This window comes from Pseudomonas sp. GGS8, from assembly GCF_024168645.1.
In the GTDB taxonomy this organism is placed as follows: Bacteria; Pseudomonadota; Gammaproteobacteria; order Pseudomonadales; family Pseudomonadaceae; genus Aquipseudomonas.
On sequence record NZ_JALJWF010000001.1, the window covers coordinates 6,263,516 to 6,286,140 of the forward strand.

Here is a 22,625-nt window from a genome sequence, read left to right on the forward strand (position 1 = left end):
TGAACGTTTCAATAACCCTTTGGCTTGTGAGGTCGATCCTAGGGGGTTACATTAAATAACTCAAATTCATATTTTTTATGCTTTGCATAACCAACTGGAATGCCACTGAGACCTCACCATGGACCTCGCCAACCTCAATGCTTTTATCGCGATTGCCGAGACCGGAAGCTTCTCCGGTGCCGGCGAACGGCTGCACCTGACGCAACCGGCCATCAGCAAGCGCATCGCCGGGCTGGAGCAGCAATTGAAGGTGCGACTGTTCGATCGACTGGGCCGGGAAATTGGCCTGACCGAAGCCGGCCGCGCCCTGTTGCCACGGGCTTATCAGATCCTCAATGTACTGGATGACACCCGCCGCGCCCTGACCAACCTGACCGGTGAAGTAACCGGCCGTCTGACATTGGCCACCAGCCATCACATCGGCTTGCACCGTTTACCGCCCTTATTAAGGGAGTTCACCCGACGTTACCCGCAGGTGGCACTGGACATTCAGTTCCTCGATTCGGAAGTGGCTTACGAAGAAATCCTCCATGGCCGCGCCGAACTGGCGGTCATCACCCTTGCGCCGGAACCTCACGCCTTGGTCAAGGCCACGCCCGTATGGGACGACCCACTGGATTTCGTGGCCGCGCCGGAGCATCCACTGATCAGCAACGGCGCGGTCAGCCTGACGGATATTGCCCTGCACCCTGCGGTTTTCCCCGGTGGCAACACCTTTACCCACCACATCGTGCAGCGCCTGTTCGAGGCCCAGGGCCTGACGCCGAATATCGCCATGAGCACGAATTATCTGGAAACCATCAAGATGATGGTCTCGATCGGCCTGGCCTGGAGCGTTTTGCCGCGCACCATGCTCGATGATCAAGTGGCGCGCATACCTTTGCCGGGCATACAGCTCACTCGCCAGCTAGGCTATATCCTGCACACCGAACGGACGCTGTCGAACGCGGCAAAGGCCTTCATGGCTTTGCTGGATGCACAAATCGATCAGCCAGGGACTCGCGGCTAAGCTGTGCTTCTTCTTTTGTGCTACGCCTATAGAGCCCCAAAACCCTGTGCCTAACGCCCAATTCAGCCCAAGGCCTGTTATCCATGCCCAAATCTGTTGAACGTATGCCGCCAATGCCGCGAATTCAGGCAATTGACCCAAAACGGTCCGAGCAGAGCTGGGAAAGCGCCCCACAGTTGCTCGCGGCCCTCAATGGTGCCCGGCTGGGCGCCTGGTATTGGGACATCGAGCGCGGGCAGATCAGCTGGTCACGGGGCACTCAGGCGCTGTTCGGCTTCGATCCCCGACAACCGTTGCCCGAAGACCTGGAATACCTCGACCTATTGCCCCAGGAGGATCGGGCCAAAGCCATCCGCGCCTTCAATGCAGTGATCGCCGGCGCTCCGCTGGAGCAGGCCATGCACCACCGCATCCGTTGGCCTGACGGCAGCCTGCATTGGCTGGAAATCAACGGCAGCCTGCTGCCGGACAAAAACGGCCGGCCACGAATGATCGGGGTCATCCGTGAAATCACCCATCAGCGTCAGCGTGAACAAGCGCTGACCAGCTCGGAAAAACGTTTCGCCACGCTGTTTCATCTGTGCCCGAACATGGTGCTGCTGACTCGTCAGGAAGACGGCCTGATCAGCGAAGCCAACCAATATTTCGAAAGCCTGTTCGGCTGGCCGGTGCAAGACGCTATCGGCAGAACCACGCTGGAACTGGGCCTTTGGGTCAACCCGGAGCAACGGGCGGAACTGGTCAAGGCCACCAAGGCCAAAGGTGAGCTGATCAACATGGAGGTGCAATTTCGCGCCAGCAACGGGCAGGTTCACGACGGCATTCTCAGCGCACAAAAGGTCGAACTCGAAGGCCAGCCTTACCTGCTGAGCACGTTCCTTGACACCACCGAACGCAAAATCGCCGAGCATGCCCTCAAAGACAGCCAGGAACGCCTCGACCTGGCCCTGGATTCGGCGCAACTCGGCACCTGGGACTGGCACATTCCCAGCGGCATGCTTTACGGTTCGGCGCGGGCCGCCCAGTTGCACGGGCTGGAGCCCAAACCCTTCCATGAATCCTTCGATGCGTTTTTCGAAGGCGTGCCCGGTGAAGAACGCGACTCCATGCGCGACGCCTACCGCAGTTTGCGCGAAGGCCCGGCCGGCAATTATCAGCTGACGTACCGTGTGCAACTGTCGGACGGCAGTTCGCGCTACCTGGAAAGCCGCGCCAGACTCTACCGCGATGACAACGGCAACCCGCTGCGCATGGCCGGCACATTGCTGGACATCACCGATCAAGTGGAGCGCGAACAGCAACTGATAGCGTCGGAAGAGAAATTCGCCACGTTGTTCCAGGTCAGCCCGGACCCGATCTGCGTCACGCGTCAGGACACCGGCCATTTCATCGAGATCAACTCCAGTTTCACCCAGACGTTCGGCTGGAGCGCCGCCGACGTCATCGGCCGCAGCGCCGACGAAATCGGCCTGTGGGACGCTTCGGCGAAAAGCCTGCAAAGGATTGAGCGAGTCATCCGCGAACAGGGCCTGAACAATGTGGCGATCGTCGTTCAGCACAAGGACGGGCAGTCCCTGACCTGCGTGATCTCCAGCCGCCAGATCAGCGTCGGCGACCAGCCGTGCATCGTCACTACCCTGCGCGATATCACCCAACAGCAACGCTCGGAAGCGGCGCTCAAGGCCAGCGAGGAGAAGTTCGCCAAGGCCTTCCACTCAAGCCCCGACGCCATCACCATTACCGAGCGCGACACCGGACGCTATCTGGAAGTTAATGACGGCTTCTGCCGCCTGACCGGCTACCGTGCTGATGAAGTGGTCGGCCGCACGGTGTATCAGGTCGGCATTTGGGCTGAAGAGAAACAACGCTCGGCGCTGCTGGCGGAACTACAGATCAAGGGCCGGGTTCACCACCTGGAAATGCTCGGGCGCAACAAACGCGGCGAGTTGCTGACCGTCGAAGTCTCGGTGGAACCGATCACCCTCAACGAAACCGCCTGCCTGCTGCTGACTGCCCGGGACGTCAGCCTGCTGAAAAATGCCGAAGCGCAGATCCGTCACCTGGCCTACCACGACCCATTGACCAACCTGCCCAACCGCGCGCTGTTGATGGATCGTCTGAGCCAGCAGATTGCCCTGCTCAAGCGTCACAACCTGCGAGGCGCCCTGATGTTTCTCGACCTCGACCACTTCAAGCACATCAACGACTCCCTCGGCCATCCGGTGGGCGATACGGTACTGAAAATCATCACCGCGCGCCTTGAAGCCAGCGTACGCATGGAAGACACCGTCGCACGCCTGGGCGGCGATGAATTCGTGGTGCTGCTCAGCGGCCTGGAAGGCTCTCGCAGCGATGTCAGCGCTCAAGTCCGGGAGCTGGCGGACACCTTGCGCGAACTGCTGTCCGAACCGATGTTCCTCGACGGACAGCGCCTGCAAGTGACGCCGAGCATCGGCATCGCGCTGATCCCCGACCACGGCTCGACCCCGACCGACCTGCTCAAACGCGCCGATATCGCCCTCTATCGCGCCAAGGACTCAGGCCGCAATACCACGCAGATGTATCACAATACGATGCAGAAGGCCGCCAGCGAACGCCTGCGCATGGAAACCGACCTGCGCCTGGCCCTTTCCCGGCGTGAATTCAGCGTGCAATACCAACCTCAGGTGGACGCCCGCAACAACCGCATTACCGGCGCCGAAGCCCTGGTGCGCTGGCAGCATCCGCAACTGGGCGCGCAATCACCGACCGAGTTCATCAAGGTGCTGGAAGACAGTGGGCTGATTCTGGAAGTCGGCACGTGGATCCTCGACGAAGCCTGCGCGGCCTTCAAGCGCCTGATCACCAAAGGCCTGATCGACCCGCTCAATTTCAGCCTGTGCGTGAACATCAGCCCGCGGCAATTCCGCCAGAACGATTTCGTCGAACGCATCGAGCACAGCCTCGACAGCTACGGCCTGCCCTTCTCATTGCTGAAACTGGAAATTACCGAAGGCATCGTCATCCAGAACCTGGATGACACCATCAGCAAAATGCGTCGCCTGAAAAAACTCGGCGTGAGCTTTGCCATGGACGATTTCGGTACCGGTTACTCCTCGCTGACCTACCTCAAGCGCCTGCCGGTCGACACCCTGAAAATCGACCAGTCGTTCATCCGCGACGCCACCACCGACCCCAACGATGCGGAAATCATTCGCGCCATCGTTGCCATGGCTCGCAGCCTGGAGCTGGAAGTGATTGCCGAAGGGGTGGAGACCCTGGAGCAGCTGGAGTTCTTGCAGGGGCTGGGCTGCCATTTGTATCAGGGGTATTTGCACAGCCGGCCGTTGCTGGTGGAGGAGTTTCAGAAACTCCTCAAATAGTCCGCATGGGAGACGTTCCGTAACAGGTGCTCCAATTGCCAGTTTTTCTTGCAACCTGTAGGGGCGCGCTTTTTTTGTACTGCCTCAAAGAGATCAACCATGCAGGATGCAACCCTCTCCCGTCCGGCCTTGCTGGGCATCGACCTTGGGACCACCAATAGCCTGATCGCCGTTTGGCAGGAAGGTCAGGCGCAGTTGATTCCGAACGCCCTTGGCGATGTCCTCACCCCTTCAGTGGTCAGCCTCGATGAGGACGACAGCATTCTGGTGGGCAAGGCCGCTCGCGCCCGCCTGACCACCCATCCAGAACGTACGGTGGCGGCGTTCAAGCGTTTTATGGGCAGCGACAAACAGTTCGAACTGGGCGGACGGCAATTCAGCCCCGAAGAATTGTCAGCGCTGGTGATCGGCTCGCTCAAGCAGGATGCTGAAGCCTGGCTAGGCCGACCGGTGTATGAGGCGGTGATTTCGGTGCCGGCCTATTTCAGTGACGAGCAACGCAAACGCACGCTGTTTGCCGCCGAACTGGCAGGTCTGACGGTGTCGCGGCTGATCAACGAACCGACCGCCGCTGCCATGGCGTACGGGCTGCACGAGCAGAAGTTCGAGCGCACGCTGATTTTCGACCTGGGCGGCGGCACCTTCGATGTCACGGTACTGGAATACGCACTGCCGCTGATCGAAGTGCATGCCTCCACCGGCGACAACTTCCTCGGCGGTGAAGACTTCACCGCCGCGTTGTTGCAGGCCTGCCTGAACGACTGGCAACTCACCCCACAACAGATCGATAGCCAAGGGTTGGCCAGCCTGGGCGATGCTCTGGAGCAACTCAAATGCAAACTCGGTGAAGGCACCCAGCACCTGAGCTGGAACGGTGCCGGCGCCTTGCGTGAGTGGTCGCTGGATGAAGCCGCCGCGCTGAAGATCTGGGAACCGCTGCTGGCCCGGTTGCGCGCCCCCATCGAACAAGCCCTGCGCGATGCACGGCTCAAGCCTCGGGACCTCGACAACCTGGTGCTGGTCGGCGGCGCCACGCGAATGCCAGCCGTGCAGCAGATGGTCGCCACGCTGTTCGGGCGCCTGCCCTATCGCCACCTCGACCCGGACACGATTGTCGCACTGGGCGCCGCTACCCAGGCAGCATGCAAGGCCCGAGACAGCGCCATCGAGGAGCTGATTCTCACTGACGTCTGCCCTTACACGCTGGGCATTTCGACCCGTCGCGGTGAGGACGTCAGCGGCGCCTTCTCGCCGATCATCGAACGCAACACCGTGATCCCGACTTCTCGGGTGCAACGCTTCTACACCACCCATCCGCAGCAAGACCACATCCGTATCGAGGTCTATCAGGGTGAGCGGCCGTGGGTGCGGGACAATATTTTCATCGATGCCTTCGACGTCGCGGTGACACCCAGCGACCAGACGCAAGCCCTGGATGTGCGCTTCAGCTACGACATCAATGGTTTGCTTGAAGTCGACGTGACCCTGCTGGCCAGCGGCGAACGCCACAGCCACAGCATCGATCGCAGCCCCACCGGGCTCGACCCGCAATCACGGCAAAACAGCCATGAACGGCTCAGCACCCTGAAAATCCATCCACGGGATGCGCTGCCTAATCGCACCCTGCTGGCACGACTGGAGCGTGCATGGGCGCAAAGCCTGGGCGATGAACGCGAACAAATTGCCGATTGGCTGGATACCTTTACCGCCGTGCTCGGTGGCCAGCAATCGGTGGAGATTGCCAGCCATCGGTCACAACTCAATAAAGCACTGGATCAGCTGCGCCTTTAGCCATTAAGCCACCGCAGAGTCGCCTGCAAGCCACCGGGCAGCGTGTCCTCACCGGCGCTGTCCGGCGGCACACCATAGCGGTTAGGCAGCTTGTCACCGGGATAGCCGAACAGCACCAGAGGCAGGAACGGCAATACCGGCGTCAGACAGGCAAAGATCAGCAGCGTGGGAATCCCCCGCCCCATGTCATGCAGCCGACGCAGAATCGCACTGAGCAACAATGCGATGCCCAGCAGCATGACAACCCCCAAGACAGCGGTGCCATTGAGCAGCACCATGATCGGGGTGATCAGCACACCTCCCAGCACCTGCCCGATAAACGCCTTGCGCCCCAATCGAGAGCCCAAGCGCCAGACCGCAGTGGACGGCACCGGGCGCGTGTCGCTTTTGGCCAGGAGCAGACGCTCACTCCAGGACAGCAAGGCAGTCAATGCCAGACGCAGGCCCACACTGTTCGCGGCGTCATCCTTGCCACGCTGCAACTGTTGCAGCACCTTGGTCCTGGGCACTCCTGCCGCGCCATAACGAATCAGGCTTTTCAGCGTATCGAGGACTTCATAGACCAGCAGCTTGTCGACGTCGAAATCCGTCAGCACTTTGCGCGGTGGCCAAACAGGCTCTCCTTTGATCAAACCATCACGAAACGCTTCAAACCAGTCATCTTCACAACTGATAGCGGCGATGGATTGCAACAGTGCGCGATGCTGCTCGGCGTCAAGGCTCGGATCGTGATACAGCACCCCCCAGAGCAGCATCAGCCCCAGCAAATCCTCGCCGCATGCATCAGGATCACTTTCAATGCAGGTATAGAGCTGCGCATTAGCGGGCAGTGCTGCGCTGTCGAGGGCCTGTTGCACATTGAACAGCTGCTGCACGAGCAGGCCATGAACCGGGTCAGTACCTTGCAGCCACCCCAGCAAACCCGCGCAATTACCTTGCTCGCGCTGCAGGCGCCGCAATAACGGCTGAAGCCGACTCAGGGGGTGAGCCGGGTTGAGCTCCAGTCGCTCCAGACATTGGGTATCGATCAACGTCAGCCAACGTTCCGGCTGTTCGAGCAACGCCAACAGGAATACAGTTTGAGCGTGCCATTGCCACACAGCCTCGCCTTGCGCAATGACCGGCAGGGCTGCGCCTCGCTGTCCCAACTGGACCAGCAGACTCAAGCTGCGCAAGTTCACGTCCGCTTCTGCGTCCAGCAAATCAAATGCCTGATCGATCCGCACCAGGGCAGACTGATCGTAGCCCCGCAGCCTGCCCAGCCACTGGCGGCAAATCTTGTGCGGCTCGCCTTTTGTCAGTTCCTCCGCCAGTTGCGGCTCACTTGAATGACTATTGAGAAAGGCCTTCATTGCCAACGGAATCGGCGCCTGATTCAACCAGCAGAGTTGCTGCTCTGCCTGATACTTGAACCCGGTCAACACCAGCCCCTCAAGGGCATCGAACGGATGCGGCTCGTCCAGTATTTGTTGCAATAACCCCACATCCCCACGATGCAAGGCCCATGCATGCCGGTATAGACGCTGCAAGCGGGAATCCGCATGCTCCCCTAGCAGCAATGCCAGCAGAGGCAGTTCATCCCCCGTCATTCGCCAATCGACAAATGCGCCTGCCAAACCTTGCAGATCGAGTTGCCCGACCCCAAGCCAGCGAGCCAGCGTTTCGGGACGCTGTGAAGGGCTGCCATATTCTTGAGTGACATCATCAAGGTCATGGGCCCAGTCACGGAAATTTTCCAAACGGTCGAATGCCTGGATCAGCAGTGCGAGAAAGCCTGGCTGACGTTTGGCACAAAGCTCCAGTAAGCAGCTTTCGGCCTTCGGATGACGATACTCCAGCCAGAGCCGGATCCAGCAAGGCAGCGCTTGATCCTCTCGGCCCAATAAACTGTTTTGGCAAGCCAACAGATAAAGCCAATCGCCGTCATCTGGTGCTTGCTCCTGTCGTTCAACGCACAGTTGCAGCAGACCTGCACCACCGATACCGGCTTGAGTGAACTGCACCAGTAAGCGCTTGATGAATGCTTCGTCCGCCGGCAGCGGCAAACAGGTGTGATGGCTGGCGAAGTCTTCGAATTCATGGAGCGGACGATGCTCGAAGAGGTAGTCGAGGCTGCGGGCATACCACAGGGTTTCCGTCTGCACAGGCTCGGACCAGCCGCTCATCAGTGTCGTGTCGAACGGGTCCGGCTTCTTGATGCGTTGCAGGAACTCTTCGACTTTATTCGCCTGCTCGAACTGCAGATCCAGCAGTTGATGCTCCCACCCCATTCGTTGCGCCAGCAGATTCGCGCAACGGTAAGACAACGGCCCGGCATTGGCCAATGGGTGAAACAACCCCCAACTGAGGTCATCAAGTGTGTCCAGAGGCAACTGATCCAACGCTTTGACAAATGCTCGCCAAGCCTGCGGATGGAAGCGACGAGCCGGATCTTCGAGCAACGCGTAAAAATCCACCAAGGTTTGCGGAATCTCGGGAACACCGGCGCCTTCCTCTTCGACGTCGACCTCTTCATGACGGGCAAAGCGGGTGGCACTTTCATAGGCCTCACGCAACGCCTGAAAGCCTTCGGGATCACTCTCCGGGTGATGTTCCGGCAAACGCGCGCGGTAGGCATCTCGAATCAGTGCCTGGTCTTTGGTGGGTTCTATACCCAAGCGTATCCAGCAACTCATGACCAGTCGAACTCCCCCAGGGACGCCGGGCGCGGCGGCGGATCGAGGTCGATGTGCCAGGGCAAGTCGGCCAGGAAAGCAGGCATGTTTCGGTTCAGGCCTTGAGCGATGCGCAGACTGCTCGAACATTCCCCTTGTCTGTCCAGTTCGCAAGCGAGTGTTTGGTCACTGCTGCTCAGACATCCCCAGAATGCGCGGCCGGCCAGAAACCCATTGAAGTAAGAAAACCAGCTGCCGTAGTGATATTGCGCCCTCACCGCCAGTCGACTATGCAGCCAGAGGCTCTCGGAGAGATCGATCCACTCGTTGCGCACTCCGCAACGCAAAAGAAAGCCCATACGCCCCAAATCCCACGCCTGAATACCACCTGGCCCGCAGCCGCCATAGGTACGACTGGCAAACTCATGCAAGGTGCGCTCACGCGTATCCAGCGTCTCGAGCAACGCCTGCCACTCACTGGGTAAACAGCGCTGCCATGAGCGATACGCCTCTTCGAGGTGTGTAGCGTGGCCGTTATCGGTCATTCTTTCGAGCATGCTCAACAGCTGCGGCCGGTCATTGATGCCCCAGCTGCATTGCAGGTCAATAAATTGCGGATCGGAGTAGAAAGCAGGCTCGTCGTATTCGGCACGAGGATTGAGGGCCACCATCGGCGCAGAAAGACCGCACAGCCAACGCTGTTGTATCTCTTCCATGAAAAAAAGCTCCGGGCCGACCAGGCAGAATGGGGGTCGGCAAAACTGGCGCGGATTGTAGAGAAGCCGCCATAAGGCGGTAAAGCTTGCGGGACTGTTTTTGGCGAAAAACAAAAAGGCCCCGACAAGTCGGGGCCTTCATTCAGCGGGTTACAGCCTGTTCAGACCAATGTATTTCTTCCAATGACTCAGTGCTGCAAAGCCGGTTTCTCCGCCCCATTGATCGGGATGCGTTTGGCTTTCGCTTCTTCCGGGATCACTCGCAACAGCTCGATATTCAACAAACCGTTGCGCAGTTCTGCGGCCTTGATTTCGATGTGGTCCGCCAGACGGAATGACAGTTTGAAGGCGCGCTGTGCGATGCCTTGGTACAGGTAAGTGACGTTTTCGTCCGCGTCACGCTTGCCGCCACTGATGGTCAGCACACCTTTTTCCACTTGCAGGTCCAGATCGTCTTCCTGGAAACCGGCGGCCGCTACGACAATGCGGTATTGATCATCACCGTATTTTTCAACGTTGTAGGGTGGATAGGTGCTGCCTGGCTCATTGCGCAGGGCGGTTTCGAACAGGTCGTTGAAACGGTCGAAACCTACCGAGGAACGGAACAGTGGGGCCAGGGAAAATGCAGTACTCATGATTCAAATCTCCTGAACATAATCAGCAAGTTTTTTGTCTCCGCGACCCGGATTCGGCATCGCGTAATCCTTAGATAAGGACCGCTGATTGCTTTTCAAGAGATTATTTTCAGATTTTTTTGAAGCCGATTCAGGCGGCTTCAGACACCGGCAGCCCCAGTAAACGCGAGACGTGATCCAGTTCGGTTTCACGACGCAGGACACTGAACAACTCTACCGCTTCGGGATAATTACGGGTCAGCATCGCCAACCACTGCTTCAGGCGACCCGGCGATTGGCGTGGGGTCATCTGGGCCATGGCTTGCAGCCAGAAGTCCTGAATCAACGGCAGCAGCTCGGCCCAGGTCATCTCGACGACCTCCTCGCCGGCCCGCGCCGCGGCGATCTGCCTGGCCAGGTCCGGACGCGACACCAGGCCGCGACCGAGCATGATGTCTTCGACGCCGCTGATCTCGCGGCAACGGCGCCAGTCCTCGACGCTCCAGATGTCACCGTTGGCGAACACTGGCACCTTGACCACGTCCTGCACCCGCGGGATCCATTCCCAGTGGGCTGGGGGCTTATAACCATCAGTTTTGGTCCGCGCATGAACCACGATGTGCGCCGCGCCGCCTTCGGCCAGGGCTGTGGCGCAAACCAATGAACCATCGGGGCTGTCGAAGCCCAGGCGCATTTTGGCGGTCACTGGAATGTGTGCTGGCACCGCGCGACGGACATGTTCGACGATTTCGTTGAGCAGCTCAGGCTCTTTGAGCAGGACAGCGCCACCGCGCGACTTATTGACGGTCTTGGCCGGGCAGCCGAAGTTCAGGTCGATGACTTCGGAACCCAACTCGCAGGCCAGTGCGGCGTTTTCCGCCAGGCACACCGGGTCGGAACCGAGCAACTGTACCCGCAGCGGTACGCCGGAGGCGGTACGGGCGCCGGTCAGCAGTTCCGGGCCGAACTTGTGGTAATAGGCAGGCGTGAGCAGCTGATCGTTGATCCGAATGAACTCGGTTACACACCAATCGATACCGCCCACACGGGTCAGCACGTCCCGCAGGATGTTGTCGACCAACCCCTCCATGGGCGCCAAAGCAATTTGCATGAAAAACACACTCAACGAAAAACGTGCGGCAGTTTACTGGTTTCGGCGCGCAGAAGGTATTTCGTCAGACCGGATGGCGGCAAATGTGCGGACTGTGTCAGCCTGGAACTTGCAACGCCGGGCCGTAGCCCTCGATGAACTCCGCCGGCATGCGCTTGGGCTTGCCGGTCGACAGCTCGATGCACACGAACGTGGTCTGCGCCCGCAGCAACGTCGAGTTGTCACTGGGGCGGATCAGTTGGAAGTGTCGGGTCATTTTCAGGCGCTGGTCCCAATCGACGATCCAGGTCGCCAATTGCAGTTCATCGCCTTCGTAGGCCGCCGCCAGATAATCGATCTCGTGCCGCACCACCGCCATCGCCCGATCCAGCCGCCGGTACTCGACCAGGTCCAGGCCCAGCCGTTGCGAGTGGCGCCAGGCGCAGCGTTCGAGCCAGGTCACGTACACCGCGTTGTTCGCGTGGCCCAGCCCGTCGATGTCCTCGGCGCCCACTTCCAGATCAATGATAAACGGCGTTGCCCGATCCCAGCCCATGCCCCACTCCCGGTCAGATTATTTCGACCGGGGCAGTGTAACGGAAGCTCAGGCCGATTGGCGCGATTGCAGGCTGCGACCGGTCAGCAGCAAGAGCACGCCGTCGATCACCCGAGGATCGGCCAGCACTCGCTGATGACCGCCCTCTTCCAGGCGCAACAAGCGACTGTCGAACCAGGCTTCGTGAATCAATTGGGATTCCTTGACCGAGACATAGCTGTCGTCCTCGGCATGGACAATCAGGCCAGGCATGTCGAGCTGATAGTGCGCGACATCCAGCGCAGCGGCACGCATGCCGACATCTCTTTCAACCTGACGAATGAACGCCGAACGGGCTTTGGGCGGCAGGCGCACATAGCGAGCAAAACCGCGCAGAACACCAAGAATTCGCGCCGGGGCGGCGATCGTGACCAGGGTTTCGGCGCGCAGACCCAACTGCACCGCGAGCATGGCACTGGCGCCCCCCATGGAATGACCGATTACCGCTTGCAGCGGCGGTAGTTCAGCGGCCGCTTCAAGCATCGCCCGGGCGAACAACACCACATTGGCTTGGCGTCCAGGCGAGCGACCGTGAGCCGGGCCGTCCAGGGCGACCACGGTGTAACCGGCATCGACCAGCGCCGTGATCAGCGCGGCAAACTGAGTTGGCCGGCCCTCCCAGCCGTGCATCAACAACACCGCCGGGCCTTGCCCCCAACGCAGTGCCGAGAGGCCGAAGCGCAAGGTGATCCGCTCGGACTTCGCCAACAACGGCAATTCCCAATCACGCGGCGGCAACTCCCGCGGAGTCATGAATGCCAGACGCATTTTGCTCGCCACCAGCTTCGGTGCGAACCAGCCCAAGGTGCCATTAACGCCACGAACCCAGCTCAACGTGTTCATTGCTCATCTCCTCAGACTGGATGCCTTTAGGTCACAGCACCGCCGATTTCGCGGCGCGCAGCAATCGATCGGACAACTCTCCTGGCCCCAGCGCCCGCGCCAGCGCCAAACCACCCACCATCAAGGCGATGTCGGCCAAGACCTTGTCGATGTCTTCGGGGCTGGCCGCCAACTGCGCGACCATCAATTCAACATGCTCATTCAACGCCACACGAAATTCGTCCGGCAGACGGCCCAGTTCGCTGATCGACGCTGGAACCGGGCATGCCTGCTCGGTGGAATCACGGTGTTTACGCGACAGGTAAAACGCCGCGACCAACGCGCGACGCTCTTCGCCGGTCAACTCGGCATCCATGTCGGCGATCAAGTCACGACGATGGCTGAGCAGCAGCTTGAACGCTTCCAGCATCAACGCGTCCTTGCTCTCGAAGTGCGCGTAGAAACCGCCGACCGTCAGACCGGCCGCGCCCATCACTTCACCCACGCTCGGCTCGGCCGGGCCACGCTGGATCAGCGCTGCACTGGCAGCCTTGAGGATGCGTTCGCGGGTTTGAGCTTTTTTATCGTTCATCGTTGCCTCCGAATATTACGACTAGAATATTATTCTCATAATAATTTTTCGCAAGTCGTGGATGTGACCGCTGGTCTGAAGAACAGTGTTGAGGAAAAAGGAGATTTGGCCAAACGCCAGACAAACAAAAGGGCCATTCAATAATTGAATGACCCTTAAAAATCCCGCAAAGCGGGTAATCGTGGCGTCCCCTAGGGGACTCGAACCCCTGTTACCGCCGTGAAAGGGCGGTGTCCTAGGCCACTAGACGAAGGGGACACAAACCCTTCTATACAACTGATCAGTGCTGAGAGCTGATCGATTCAAGGCCGGTGTGGCCAGACCTTGAACTGTAAAATTGGTGGAGCTAGACGGGATCGAACCGTCGACCTCTTGCATGCCATGCAAGCGCTCTCCCAGCTGAGCTATAGCCCCAGATTTTTCGCCTCGCGGCGGAGCGACATCTTGCAACATCGCTTCTGTAAAACTGGCGTCCCCTAGGGGACTCGAACCCCTGTTACCGCCGTGAAAGGGCGGTGTCCTAGGCCACTAGACGAAGGGGACGCAAACCCTTCTATACAACTGATCAACGCTGAGTGTTGATCGCTTCAAGGCCGGTGTGGCCAGACCTTGAAGTGTAAATTGGTGGAGCTAGACGGGATCGAACCGTCGACCTCTTGCATGCCATGCAAGCGCTCTCCCAGCTGAGCTATAGCCCCTCATCGCTGAGGACGGGGCGAATCTTAATGGCGCATCGGAAAGCTGTCAAACTTATTTTTCAAAAAATTTAAAATTTTTTGCCGACATAACAATCACTTACCGCCCTCCCCCCGTAAATTCGGGGGAAGCGCCGAAGATCAGGATCAAAAGATCGTCCGAACGCGGCCCGAGCCTTCGGCAGCTCCTACTGAGTCAAACGCCGTCAGGCAATCGCGCCCAGAAGCTTTTCCCACTCTTTGTTTTCTTTCTTCGACACGCCGCCCAGCAGGTCAATGGCCTGGCGCAGACGGAAACGGGTCAGGTCCGGGCCGAGGATTTCCATCGCGTCGAGCACCGATACCGAACTGGCCTGCCCGGTAATTGCGGCAAACATCAGCGGCATGGCGTCACGCAGCTTCAACTCAAGGGATTCGACCACTGCCTGAATCGTTGCGGTGATGCTGTCCTTCTCCCATTGACGCAGACTTTCCAGCTTCCACAGGATCAATTGCATCAATTGACGAACCTGATCGCCCGAGAGTTTCTTGGACTCGAACAGCTTGGCGTCCGGATTCACGCCACCGGCGAAGAAGAAGCCGGCCAGCGGTGCGACCTGACTGAAGGTTTCAACCCGGCCCTGCACGTGCGGTGCGATCTTCATCATGTATTCAGGGTTCAGTGCCCACTTCTGCACGCGAGCGGCGAACTCTTCCACCGGCAGGTCACGCAGCCACTGGCCGTTGAGCCACGACAGTTTCTCGATGTCGAAAATCGGCCCGCCGAGCGAGACGCGGCTCAGGTCGAAGTTGTCGACCATTTCCTGGAGCGAAAACTTCTCGCGCTCGTCCGGCATCGACCAGCCCATGCGGCCCAGGTAGTTGAGCATCGCTTCCGGCATGAAGCCCATGCGCTCGTAGAACGTCACCGAGGTCGGATTCTTGCGCTTGGACAGCTTGCTCTTGTCCGGGTTACGCAGCAGCGGCATGTAGCACAGCTGCGGCTGTTCCCAGCCGAAGTATTCGTACAGCAGGATCAGTTTCGGTGCCGAAGGCAGCCATTCTTCACCGCGCAGGACGTGGGTGATGCCCATCAGATGGTCGTCGACCACGTTAGCCAGGAAGTACGTCGGCAGGCCGTCGGTCTTCATCAGCACTTGCATATCCATGCGATCCCACGGGATCTCGACATCGCCACGCAGCATGTCCGGCACCACGCACACGCCTTCGGTCGGCACTTTCATGCGGATGACGTGTGGCTCGCCAGCGGCCAGGCGGCGCGCGACTTCTTCCTTGGACAGCAACAGCGCACGGCCGTCGTAACGCGGGGTTTCACCGCGAGCCATTTGCTCGGCGCGCATCTGGTCCAGCTCTTCGGCGGTGCAGAAGCACGGGAAAGCATGGCCCATGTCGACCAATTGCTGGCAGTACTTCTGGTAGATATCGCCGCGCTCACTCTGACGGTAAGGACCGTGCGGGCCGCCGACGTCCGGGCCTTCGCTCCAGTCGATACCCAGCCAGCGCAGGGCGTCGAAAATCTGTTGTTCGGACTCGCGGGTCGAACGCAGTTGGTCGGTGTCTTCGATCCGCAGGATGAACTCACCGCCATGCTGCTTGGCAAAGCAGTAGTTGAACAAAGCGATATAAGCGGTACCTACATGGGGATCCCCGGTAGGCGATGGCGCGATGCGAGTGCGGACGGTGGTCATGGCATGTCTCGAAATGAATAAAAAGCGAAGATCAAACAAGAGGCGAATGGTAACAGGCGATAGCGGCCCGGCTCCAGTGAGCGGGGCATATAAGCCAATATTGCATTGGGGGAATCAGCTTGGTGACGGTGTTGCCTACCGGGAGGTTGCAGGCAGGACTGAAGGCTTGGGAAGCGCGCAATGGATATTTGTAGTGTTGCGGCGGGCCTCATCGCGGGCAAGCCCGCTCCCACAAGGATTGAGGATATTCACCCAATATGTGACCACCTACAGACCCTGTGGGAGCGGGCTTGCCCGCGATGAGGCCCGCCCATTCATTGCACATCTCAAACCGCGATCAACCGCTCCCGCAGCTTGCCGATTTCGTCGCGCAACTGCGCCGCGGCTTCGAACTCCAGGTCGCGAGCGAGCTGGTACATCTTCTCTTCCAGCTGACGAATGCGCTTGGTGATCTCGCTCGGCGAGCGCAGTTCGGCTTCGTATTTGGCGCTTTCCTCGGCAGCCTTGGCCATGCCTTTGCGCTTCTTGCTGCGCGAACCTGGCACGGTGGCGCCTTCCATGATGTCGGCGACGTCCTTGAACACGCCCTTCGGGGTAATGCCATTGGCCAGGTTGAAGGCAATCTGCTTGTCGCGACGACGCTCGGTCTCGCCAATCGCCCGCTCCATGGAACCGGTGATGCGATCCGCGTAGAGAATCGCCCGACCATTGAGATTTCGCGCCGCCCGGCCGATGGTCTGAATCAGCGAGCGTTCGGAGCGCAGGAAGCCTTCTTTGTCGGCATCAAGAATCGCCACCAGCGAGACTTCCGGCATGTCCAGGCCTTCACGCAGCAGGTTGATCCCCACCAACACATCGAAGGTGCCCAGACGCAAGTCACGGATGATTTCGACCCGTTCCACGGTGTCGATGTCCGAGTGCAGATAACGCACGCGCACGCCGTGGTCGGCCAGGTAATCAGTCAAATCCTCGGACATGCGCTTGGTCAGCGTGGTCACCAGCACCCGCTCTTCCAGGGCCACACGCTTGGTGATTTCCGAGAGCAAGTCGTCGACCTGAGTCAGCGCCGGACGGATTTCGATCTGCGGGTCCACCAGGCCGGTCGGACGTACCACTTGCTCGACCACGCGCCCTGCGTGTTCCGCCTCGTAGTTGCCCGGCGTGGCCGAGACAAATATTGTCTGCGGGCTGATGCCTTCGAACTCATCGAAACGCATCGGCCGGTTATCCAGCGCCGATGGCAGGCGGAAGCCGTATTCCACCAGCGTTTCCTTACGGGACCGGTCGCCCTTATACATGGCACCGACCTGCGGCACGCTGACATGGGATTCGTCGATCACCAGCAAGGCGTCGGCCGGCAGGTAGTCGAACAAAGTGGGTGGCGCCTCGCCGGATGCACGGCCCGACAGGTAGCGCGAGTAGTTTTCGATGCCGTTGCAGTAACCCAGCTCGAGAATCATCTCCAAGTCGAAACGGGTGCGTTGCTCCAGCCGCTGGGCTTCCACCAGTTTGTTGTTGGAGCGCAGGTATTCCAGGCGCTCCTGCAACTCGACCTTGATTCCCTCGACGGCGTCGAGCAGGGTTTCCCTCGGCGTTACGTAGTGGCTCTTCGGATAGAAGGTGAAGCGCGGCAGTTTACGAATGACTTCGCCCGTCAGCGGATCGAAGGCAGACAGGCTCTCCACTTCGTCATCGAACAGCTCGATGCGGATCGCCTCAAAATCGGATTCCGCCGGGTGGATATCAATCACATCGCCGCGCACCCGGAAAGTCGCCCGGGCGAAGTCCACGTCGTTGCGGGTGTATTGCAGGTCGGCCAGGCGACGCAGCAGCGCACGCTGGTCGAGCTTGTCGCCGCGATCCACGTGCAACACCATCTTCAGATAGGTTTCCGGACTGCCCAGACCGTAAATGCACGACACCGTGGTGACGATGATTGCGTCTTTGCGCTCCAGCAGCGCTTTGGTCGCGGACAGGCGCATCTGCTCGATGTGGTCGTTGATCGAGGCATCCTTCTCGATAAAGGTGTCGGACGACGGCACATAGGCTTCGGGCTGGTAGTAGTCGTAATAGGACACGAAGTATTCAACGGCGTTGTTCGGGAAGAACGCCTTGAACTCGCCGTACAACTGCGCCGCCAGGGTCTTGTTCGGCGCCAGCACCAGCGTCGGGCGCTGCACTTGGGCGATCACGTTGGCGATGCTGAAGGTCTTGCCCGAGCCGGTCACACCGAGCAGCGTCTGGTGCGCCAGCCCGGCCTCGATGCCCTCGACCATCAGACGGATGGCTTCCGGCTGATCGCCGGCGGGCTCGAAGCGGGTGACTAGCTGGAATTCAGACATACATACCTCTGGTTCACTCTTGCCCGGCTACACCGGACAGGAACGAGAAAGACCGCAAACGACCGATGTCGCCCGAGGAAAAAACTGGATTGTGCTCAATGTGGAGCCGTTTGCCACTGCTTTCAAGGCAAACGTCCTACATCGGGTAAAACCTTTGACGATGCCACTCGACCAACGATCGAAAAATAATTCGAAAAACTTACCGTAAAAGCCGAATCGCCTGTCGCCATCAATCACTGATGGCCTCTATACTAGCTCCCCGTTTGTGCACCGCTCTAGTGCATTCGGCTGGAGCGCGACACGTCCCTCCACACTCCATTCAGAGCCGCCGCAATAATGAGCCTGTTCTCCGCTGTCGAAATGGCACCACGCGATCCAATCCTGGGCCTCAACGAAGCATTCAATGCCGATACCCGTACCACCAAGGTCAACCTGGGGGTCGGTGTTTACTGCGACGAGCAGGGGCGAATTCCTCTCTTGCGTGCCGTTGTCGAAGCCGAGACGATTCGCGCCGCTCAACACGTTTCCCGTGGTTACTTGCCGATCGACGGCATCGCCGCCTACGACCAGGCCGTGCAGAAACTGCTGTTCGGCAATGATTCGCCGCTGATTGCTGCCGGCCGGGTCATCACCACCCAGGCCGTCGGCGGTACTGGCGCGCTGAAAATCGGTGCCGACTTCCTCAAGCAACTGCTGCCGAACGCCGTCGTGGCGATCAGCGACCCGAGCTGGGAAAACCACCGCGCGCTGTTCGAAACCGCCGGCTTCCCGGTGCAGAACTATCGCTACTATGACGCCGCCACCCACGACGTTAACCGCGCAGGCCTGTTGGAAGACCTGAACGCCCTGCCGTCCGGCTCCATCGTTGTGCTGCACGCTTGCTGCCATAACCCGACCGGCGTCGACCTGAGCCCGGCAGACTGGAAAAACGTGCTGGAAGTGGTGAAAGCCAAAGGTCACGTGCCGTTCCTCGACATGGCCTACCAGGGCTTTGGCGACGGTATCGATGAAGACGCCGCTGCCGTGCGCCTGTTCGCCGAGTCGGACCTGACCTTCTTCGTTTCCAGCTCGTTCTCCAAATCCTTCTCGTTGTACGGCGAGCGCGTTGGCGCCCTGTCGATCGTCAGCGATTCGAAAGAAGAAAGCGCTCGCGTGCTGTCGCAAGTCAAACGCGTGATCCGCACCAACTACTCCAACCCGCCAACCCACGGTGCAAGCATCGTCGCCGCCGTGTTGAACAGCCCGGTACTGCGCGCCCAGTGGGAAGAAGAACTGGCAGAAATGCGCCTGCGGATTCGCGGCATGCGCACTCAGATGGTCGACCTGCTGGCGAAAAACGCTCCACAGCGCGATTTCAGCTTCGTCGGTCGCCAGCGCGGCATGTTCTCCTACTCCGGCCTGACGGTTGAGCAAGTGACCCGTCTGCGCAACGAGTTCGGCATCTACGCCCTGGACACCGGCCGCATCTGCGTGGCCGCGCTGAACCAGAGCAACATCGACGCCGTGACCAAGGCCATCGTTCAGGTGATCTGAGTCGTCGTGTGACATGAAAACGGGAAGCCAAAATGGCTTCCCGTTTTTTATTGGCCTCAGATAAATCTCAAAGCAGCCGCTGCGCCCTTTAAACTCCCACAGGCTTTATGTACACCCGAGAATTCTTGCGAGAACCCACATGAAAAACGACGACCTACGCGCCGACCGCGACGAGCTGGACCACTTCGTGCCCCGCTCCTCGGCCAAACGCGGTAATAACCTGGTGCTGCAAGTGGCTGCGGGCGTGTTCCTTGGCGGTCTGGCCTTGTGGCTGGTGCAACTGGCCGCCACGATGCTGTATGCCAAGTTGATGCTCGGCACCATCACCTTTGGCGGTTAGACCAATTCGCTCGCACGCTGGCTGGCCGCGTCGTCATAGGCGACATAAAGCGATTCGGCCACCTGGCTTTTGATCGCCTTGGTGCTTTCCAGGCCCAGGACAAAACCTTCGGCTTTGCCGCCTGCGCGGTTCAGCTCGTCAGCGGTGCTGGCCTGAGTAATTGCGTCGAACAGTTTCTCGGCGTGCGGGCCGACCCCTTTGGGCAGGCTGATCTGAGCGATGCTCATGCAAACACCCCACTGTTTCGGGGTGTGAAGGCTGGGTGATTCATGGCGCGTACCTTTTCGGCTGAGGGCCGGCAGCGCGTGTCACCACTTCCGGGCAGCCATGGTAGACCTCTGCCGCGCTTCTGGTAACCGCCGATGGCCGATAAACCTCCCTCTGATCCGATGAAAACATCAAATTGCCAACAGAGGCTTGACTTCTCTTTTTGAATCAGTAACATACACGTCATTCCGCGATAGCTCAGTTGGTAGAGCAAGTGACTGTTAATCACTGGGTCCCTGGTTCGAGTCCAGGTCGTGGAGCCAGACAAGGTTCCAGAGAAGGCTTTCAAAATCTCTGAAACCCCTGAAAACCCGCCTTCTGGCGGGTTTTTTCGTTTTGGCGTTCTGTCGGATTCCGGTGGATACCAGCCATTTTAAGGGTAGAGTTTGGGATAAAGGTCAGTTCGATAAAAGGGAGTACCCTTATGTCGCGCACTACCGCTCCACTCTCCGACGCCGCTTGCCGTTCGGCCAAGCCCACAGACCGCGCCTACAAGCTTTTCGACGGCGACGGCCTTTACCTTCTAGTCCAACCCAATGGCCGCAAAGGCTGGCGTCTCAGATACGTCAAACCTGATGGCCGGGAAGGACTGACCTCATTCGGCAACTACCCCATCGTTGGCCTCGCGAATGCGCGCCGCAAGCGCTTGGAGGTCAAGCGAATGCTGGCGGATGGCATTGACCCTATAGGAGCCAAGAACCAAGCCAAGACGGACGCTCTGATCAAAGGCCGCACCTTTGAAAGCGTTGCCCTCGGCTGGCACACGGAAATGTCAGCTAAGTGGGCACCGGACTATTCCAAGACAGTGATGAGCCGCCTCAAAACTCACCTCTTCCCGCTGATCGGCACCCGCGCCATTGTCGACCTTGATACCCACGACCTTATGCGGCCCCTGGACGCGATTAAGAAGCGCGGAACGATAGACATTGCTTTAAGGGTACAAAACTACCTACAGAGCATCATGCGCGAGGCAAAGCGCCTCCGGCTTATCACCGTAAACCCTGCTTACGACCTCGTAGGCTCGATCAAAGCCTCGCGGGTCGTCCACCGCCCTGCTTTATCCTTATCCCGCTTGCCTGAATTGCAGGAACGGATCAACACCTATAAAGGCCGCGCACTTACCCAGCTGACGGTCTTGCTGTCGCTGCACGTGTTTGTACGCTCCAGCGAGCTGCGCTTCGCCCGCTGGAACGAGTTCGACCTCAAACGTGGCGTCTGGGAAATTCCCGACACGCGACCAGCGTTGGAAGGCGTACCCTTTTCCACAAGAGGTACGAAGATGGCAGGCGATATCCATCTTGTACCCTTATCGCCGCAAGCGATCGCCCTGCTCGAGCAGATCCACGCAATCACTGGCAAATTTAACTTGGTGTTCGCAGGCGATACCAAGTCTTGGAAACCAATGTCCGAAAACACTGTGAACAGCTCGCTTCGGAAGATGGGGTACGACACCAAATCCGAGATCTGTGGGCATGGGTTTCGTTCGATGGCCTGTAGCGCACTGATCGAGTCCGGTTTGTGGACGGACACAGCCATCGAGCGGCAGATGAGCCACAAGGAACGCAACAACGTCCGCGCCGCTTACATCCACAAGGCCGAGTTCATCGAGGAGCGCAGGCTGATCATGAACTGGTGGAGTCGCTACCTTGAGGCTAATCAGCATAAGCATGTCAGCCCACGCGAATTCGCCAATCAGACGGGGGCGAATGTCACTCGCCTAAAAGCAAAACGTGGCGCAACCGAGTAAGCGCTCGGTCTTCATATCTCAGTGATCTGCTTGTCCACGCGGGTCCATCCAAACAGGGCTGCAAAGCCGCCCTGCTTGGATGGACCTCACTTAAAAAATCTAAAGCCCACGCAACTGTCTGTGGAAAACCAATGATTTCCACCGGTGGATAATTTCATCCACAGCCGAAGAACTCCCGAAAATTCGAGCCTTGACCCGAATTCTCCACAAGCGTAGAAAAGATCGGGCAAAGCGCTGTCGTTGACAGCAACCCAGGTAGCCAGAACCTTTGAGGCTACGCCATACCGTGGTGGCTCTCCCAAAGTGCGATTAGCGTCCGGCGGCTCGCACGGTCACTGCAATGTGATGGATGCCTACTTTTACCAGTGTGCCCACTGCGGCAACTCATCCCGTTTCATAGCCGCCCTGCAGCAACCTATCCGCTTGGCCATTTCCTTGCGCCAACCTGCGCCCGTCTCTTTCTTCCGGAAAGAGACGGGCGCTCCTACCGCTGCTGCAGCCCAACTCGTACAAGGCTTTGCCGCATTCCCCCTCGTGACAATCGGCGTGACAAACACCGAAGTCACCGGCAACAGCGATGCAGATGATGGTGCCGCAGCCCAAGGAATGGACTGCACCTGACTGACAGTCAGGCATGCCCCGGTCATCGCATCCCTGCCTTCACCTGACTCAAGATCTCGCGGCACCGGTTTCGTCAGCCAGTGCAGCCTCCACCCGCCCACCTCTTCGGAGGTGCTCAGGAGGCTAGATCATGAGATGCCCAAGCTC

16 protein-coding genes and 5 tRNA genes are annotated in these 22,625 nt (G+C 59.2%); 7 read left to right on the forward strand and 14 right to left on the reverse strand.

The window, feature by feature from the left end; genetic code table 11:
* Positions 1-118: 118 nt before the first annotated feature.
* The 3 genes from J3D54_RS28130 to J3D54_RS28140 all read left to right on the forward strand — a co-directional run bounded on the left by J3D54_RS28130 (position 119) and on the right by J3D54_RS28140 (position 6,162).
* Positions 119-1,009 (forward strand): LysR family transcriptional regulator, encoded by an 891-nt coding sequence (locus J3D54_RS28130; RefSeq protein ID WP_253425594.1) that lies wholly within the window; start codon positions 119-121, stop codon positions 1,007-1,009.
* Between the two features lie 83 nt (positions 1,010-1,092).
* On the forward strand, positions 1,093-4,371 hold the full coding sequence (locus J3D54_RS28135) for a PAS domain S-box protein (RefSeq protein WP_253425596.1): 3,279 nt from the start codon (positions 1,093-1,095) through the stop codon (positions 4,369-4,371).
* Between the two features lie 99 nt (positions 4,372-4,470).
* Positions 4,471-6,162 (forward strand): molecular chaperone HscC, encoded by a 1,692-nt coding sequence (locus J3D54_RS28140; RefSeq protein WP_253425598.1) that lies wholly within the window; start codon positions 4,471-4,473, stop codon positions 6,160-6,162.
* Here J3D54_RS28140 and J3D54_RS28145 read toward each other — a convergent pair.
* The 13 genes from J3D54_RS28145 to uvrB all read right to left on the reverse strand — a co-directional run bounded on the left by J3D54_RS28145 (position 6,159) and on the right by uvrB (position 17,970).
* Positions 6,159-8,837, reverse strand: coding sequence for a DUF805 domain-containing protein (locus J3D54_RS28145; protein WP_253425600.1), 2,679 nt, complete (start codon positions 8,835-8,837; stop codon positions 6,159-6,161). The two genes, J3D54_RS28140 and J3D54_RS28145, sit on opposite strands and share 4 nt — an antisense overlap.
* The gene (locus J3D54_RS28150; protein ID WP_253425602.1) at positions 8,834-9,532 is read right to left on the reverse strand and encodes a DUF1266 domain-containing protein; all 699 of its coding nucleotides are present in this window, start codon (positions 9,530-9,532) and stop codon (positions 8,834-8,836) included. The genes J3D54_RS28145 and J3D54_RS28150 overlap by 4 nt, the downstream gene beginning before the upstream one ends.
* Before the next feature lie 188 nt (positions 9,533-9,720).
* On the reverse strand, positions 9,721-10,167 hold the full coding sequence (locus tag J3D54_RS28155) for an Hsp20 family protein (RefSeq protein WP_018928101.1): 447 nt from the start codon (positions 10,165-10,167) through the stop codon (positions 9,721-9,723).
* Between the two features lie 130 nt (positions 10,168-10,297).
* Positions 10,298-11,257: a tRNA-dihydrouridine synthase gene (locus J3D54_RS28160; protein ID WP_253425604.1), complete on the reverse strand. Its 960-nt coding sequence runs from the start codon at positions 11,255-11,257 to the stop codon at positions 10,298-10,300.
* A gap of 97 nt (positions 11,258-11,354) precedes the next feature.
* Positions 11,355-11,792 carry a thioesterase family protein gene (locus J3D54_RS28165; RefSeq protein WP_253425606.1) on the reverse strand — a complete coding sequence of 146 codons (438 nt, stop codon included), beginning with the start codon at positions 11,790-11,792 and terminating at the stop codon, positions 11,355-11,357.
* Between the two features lie 48 nt (positions 11,793-11,840).
* Complete coding sequence (locus J3D54_RS28170; RefSeq protein WP_253425608.1) at positions 11,841-12,674, reverse strand: alpha/beta fold hydrolase; 834 nt, start codon at positions 12,672-12,674, stop codon at positions 11,841-11,843.
* A gap of 31 nt (positions 12,675-12,705) precedes the next feature.
* Positions 12,706-13,245 (reverse strand): TetR/AcrR family transcriptional regulator, encoded by a 540-nt coding sequence (locus J3D54_RS28175; protein WP_253425610.1) that lies wholly within the window; start codon positions 13,243-13,245, stop codon positions 12,706-12,708.
* Between the two features lie 182 nt (positions 13,246-13,427).
* Positions 13,428-13,503 (reverse strand) — tRNA-Glu (locus J3D54_RS28180).
* A gap of 80 nt (positions 13,504-13,583) precedes the next feature.
* Positions 13,584-13,659, reverse strand: a tRNA-Ala gene (locus tag J3D54_RS28185).
* Between the two features lie 53 nt (positions 13,660-13,712).
* Positions 13,713-13,788: transfer RNA gene (locus J3D54_RS28190), tRNA-Glu, on the reverse strand.
* 79 nt (positions 13,789-13,867) lie between these two features.
* Positions 13,868-13,943: transfer RNA gene (locus tag J3D54_RS28195), tRNA-Ala, on the reverse strand.
* Between the two features lie 203 nt (positions 13,944-14,146).
* Positions 14,147-15,628: a glutamate--tRNA ligase gene (gene gltX, locus J3D54_RS28200; RefSeq protein WP_018928106.1), complete on the reverse strand. Its 1,482-nt coding sequence runs from the start codon at positions 15,626-15,628 to the stop codon at positions 14,147-14,149.
* Positions 15,629-15,954: 326 nt separating this feature from the next.
* On the reverse strand, positions 15,955-17,970 hold the full coding sequence (gene uvrB, locus J3D54_RS28205) for an excinuclease ABC subunit UvrB (protein WP_019582112.1): 2,016 nt from the start codon (positions 17,968-17,970) through the stop codon (positions 15,955-15,957).
* A 336-nt stretch (positions 17,971-18,306) separates the two neighbouring features.
* Between uvrB and J3D54_RS28210 the strand changes: the two genes are divergently transcribed.
* Both J3D54_RS28210 and J3D54_RS28215 read left to right on the forward strand, forming a co-directional pair.
* Positions 18,307-19,503: an amino acid aminotransferase gene (locus J3D54_RS28210; protein WP_253425612.1), complete on the forward strand. Its 1,197-nt coding sequence runs from the start codon at positions 18,307-18,309 to the stop codon at positions 19,501-19,503.
* Positions 19,504-19,642: 139 nt separating this feature from the next.
* A complete protein-coding gene (locus J3D54_RS28215) occupies positions 19,643-19,843 on the forward strand; it encodes a hypothetical protein (protein WP_007935214.1) in 201 nt (66 codons plus the stop codon).
* On the opposite strand, the gene J3D54_RS28220 is transcribed toward J3D54_RS28215, so the two are convergent.
* Entirely contained in the window at positions 19,840-20,070 is a 231-nt protein-coding gene (locus J3D54_RS28220; protein ID WP_030132392.1) for a hypothetical protein, read from the reverse strand. The two genes, J3D54_RS28215 and J3D54_RS28220, sit on opposite strands and share 4 nt — an antisense overlap.
* 227 nt (positions 20,071-20,297) lie before the next feature.
* Between J3D54_RS28220 and J3D54_RS28225 the strand changes: the two genes are divergently transcribed.
* Both J3D54_RS28225 and J3D54_RS28230 read left to right on the forward strand, forming a co-directional pair.
* Positions 20,298-20,373 (forward strand) — tRNA-Asn (locus J3D54_RS28225).
* A 161-nt stretch (positions 20,374-20,534) separates the two neighbouring features.
* Positions 20,535-21,857, forward strand: a complete 1,323-nt coding sequence (locus tag J3D54_RS28230) for an integrase arm-type DNA-binding domain-containing protein (protein WP_253425614.1) — start codon at positions 20,535-20,537, stop codon at positions 21,855-21,857.
* Positions 21,858-22,625 lie beyond the last annotated feature (768 nt).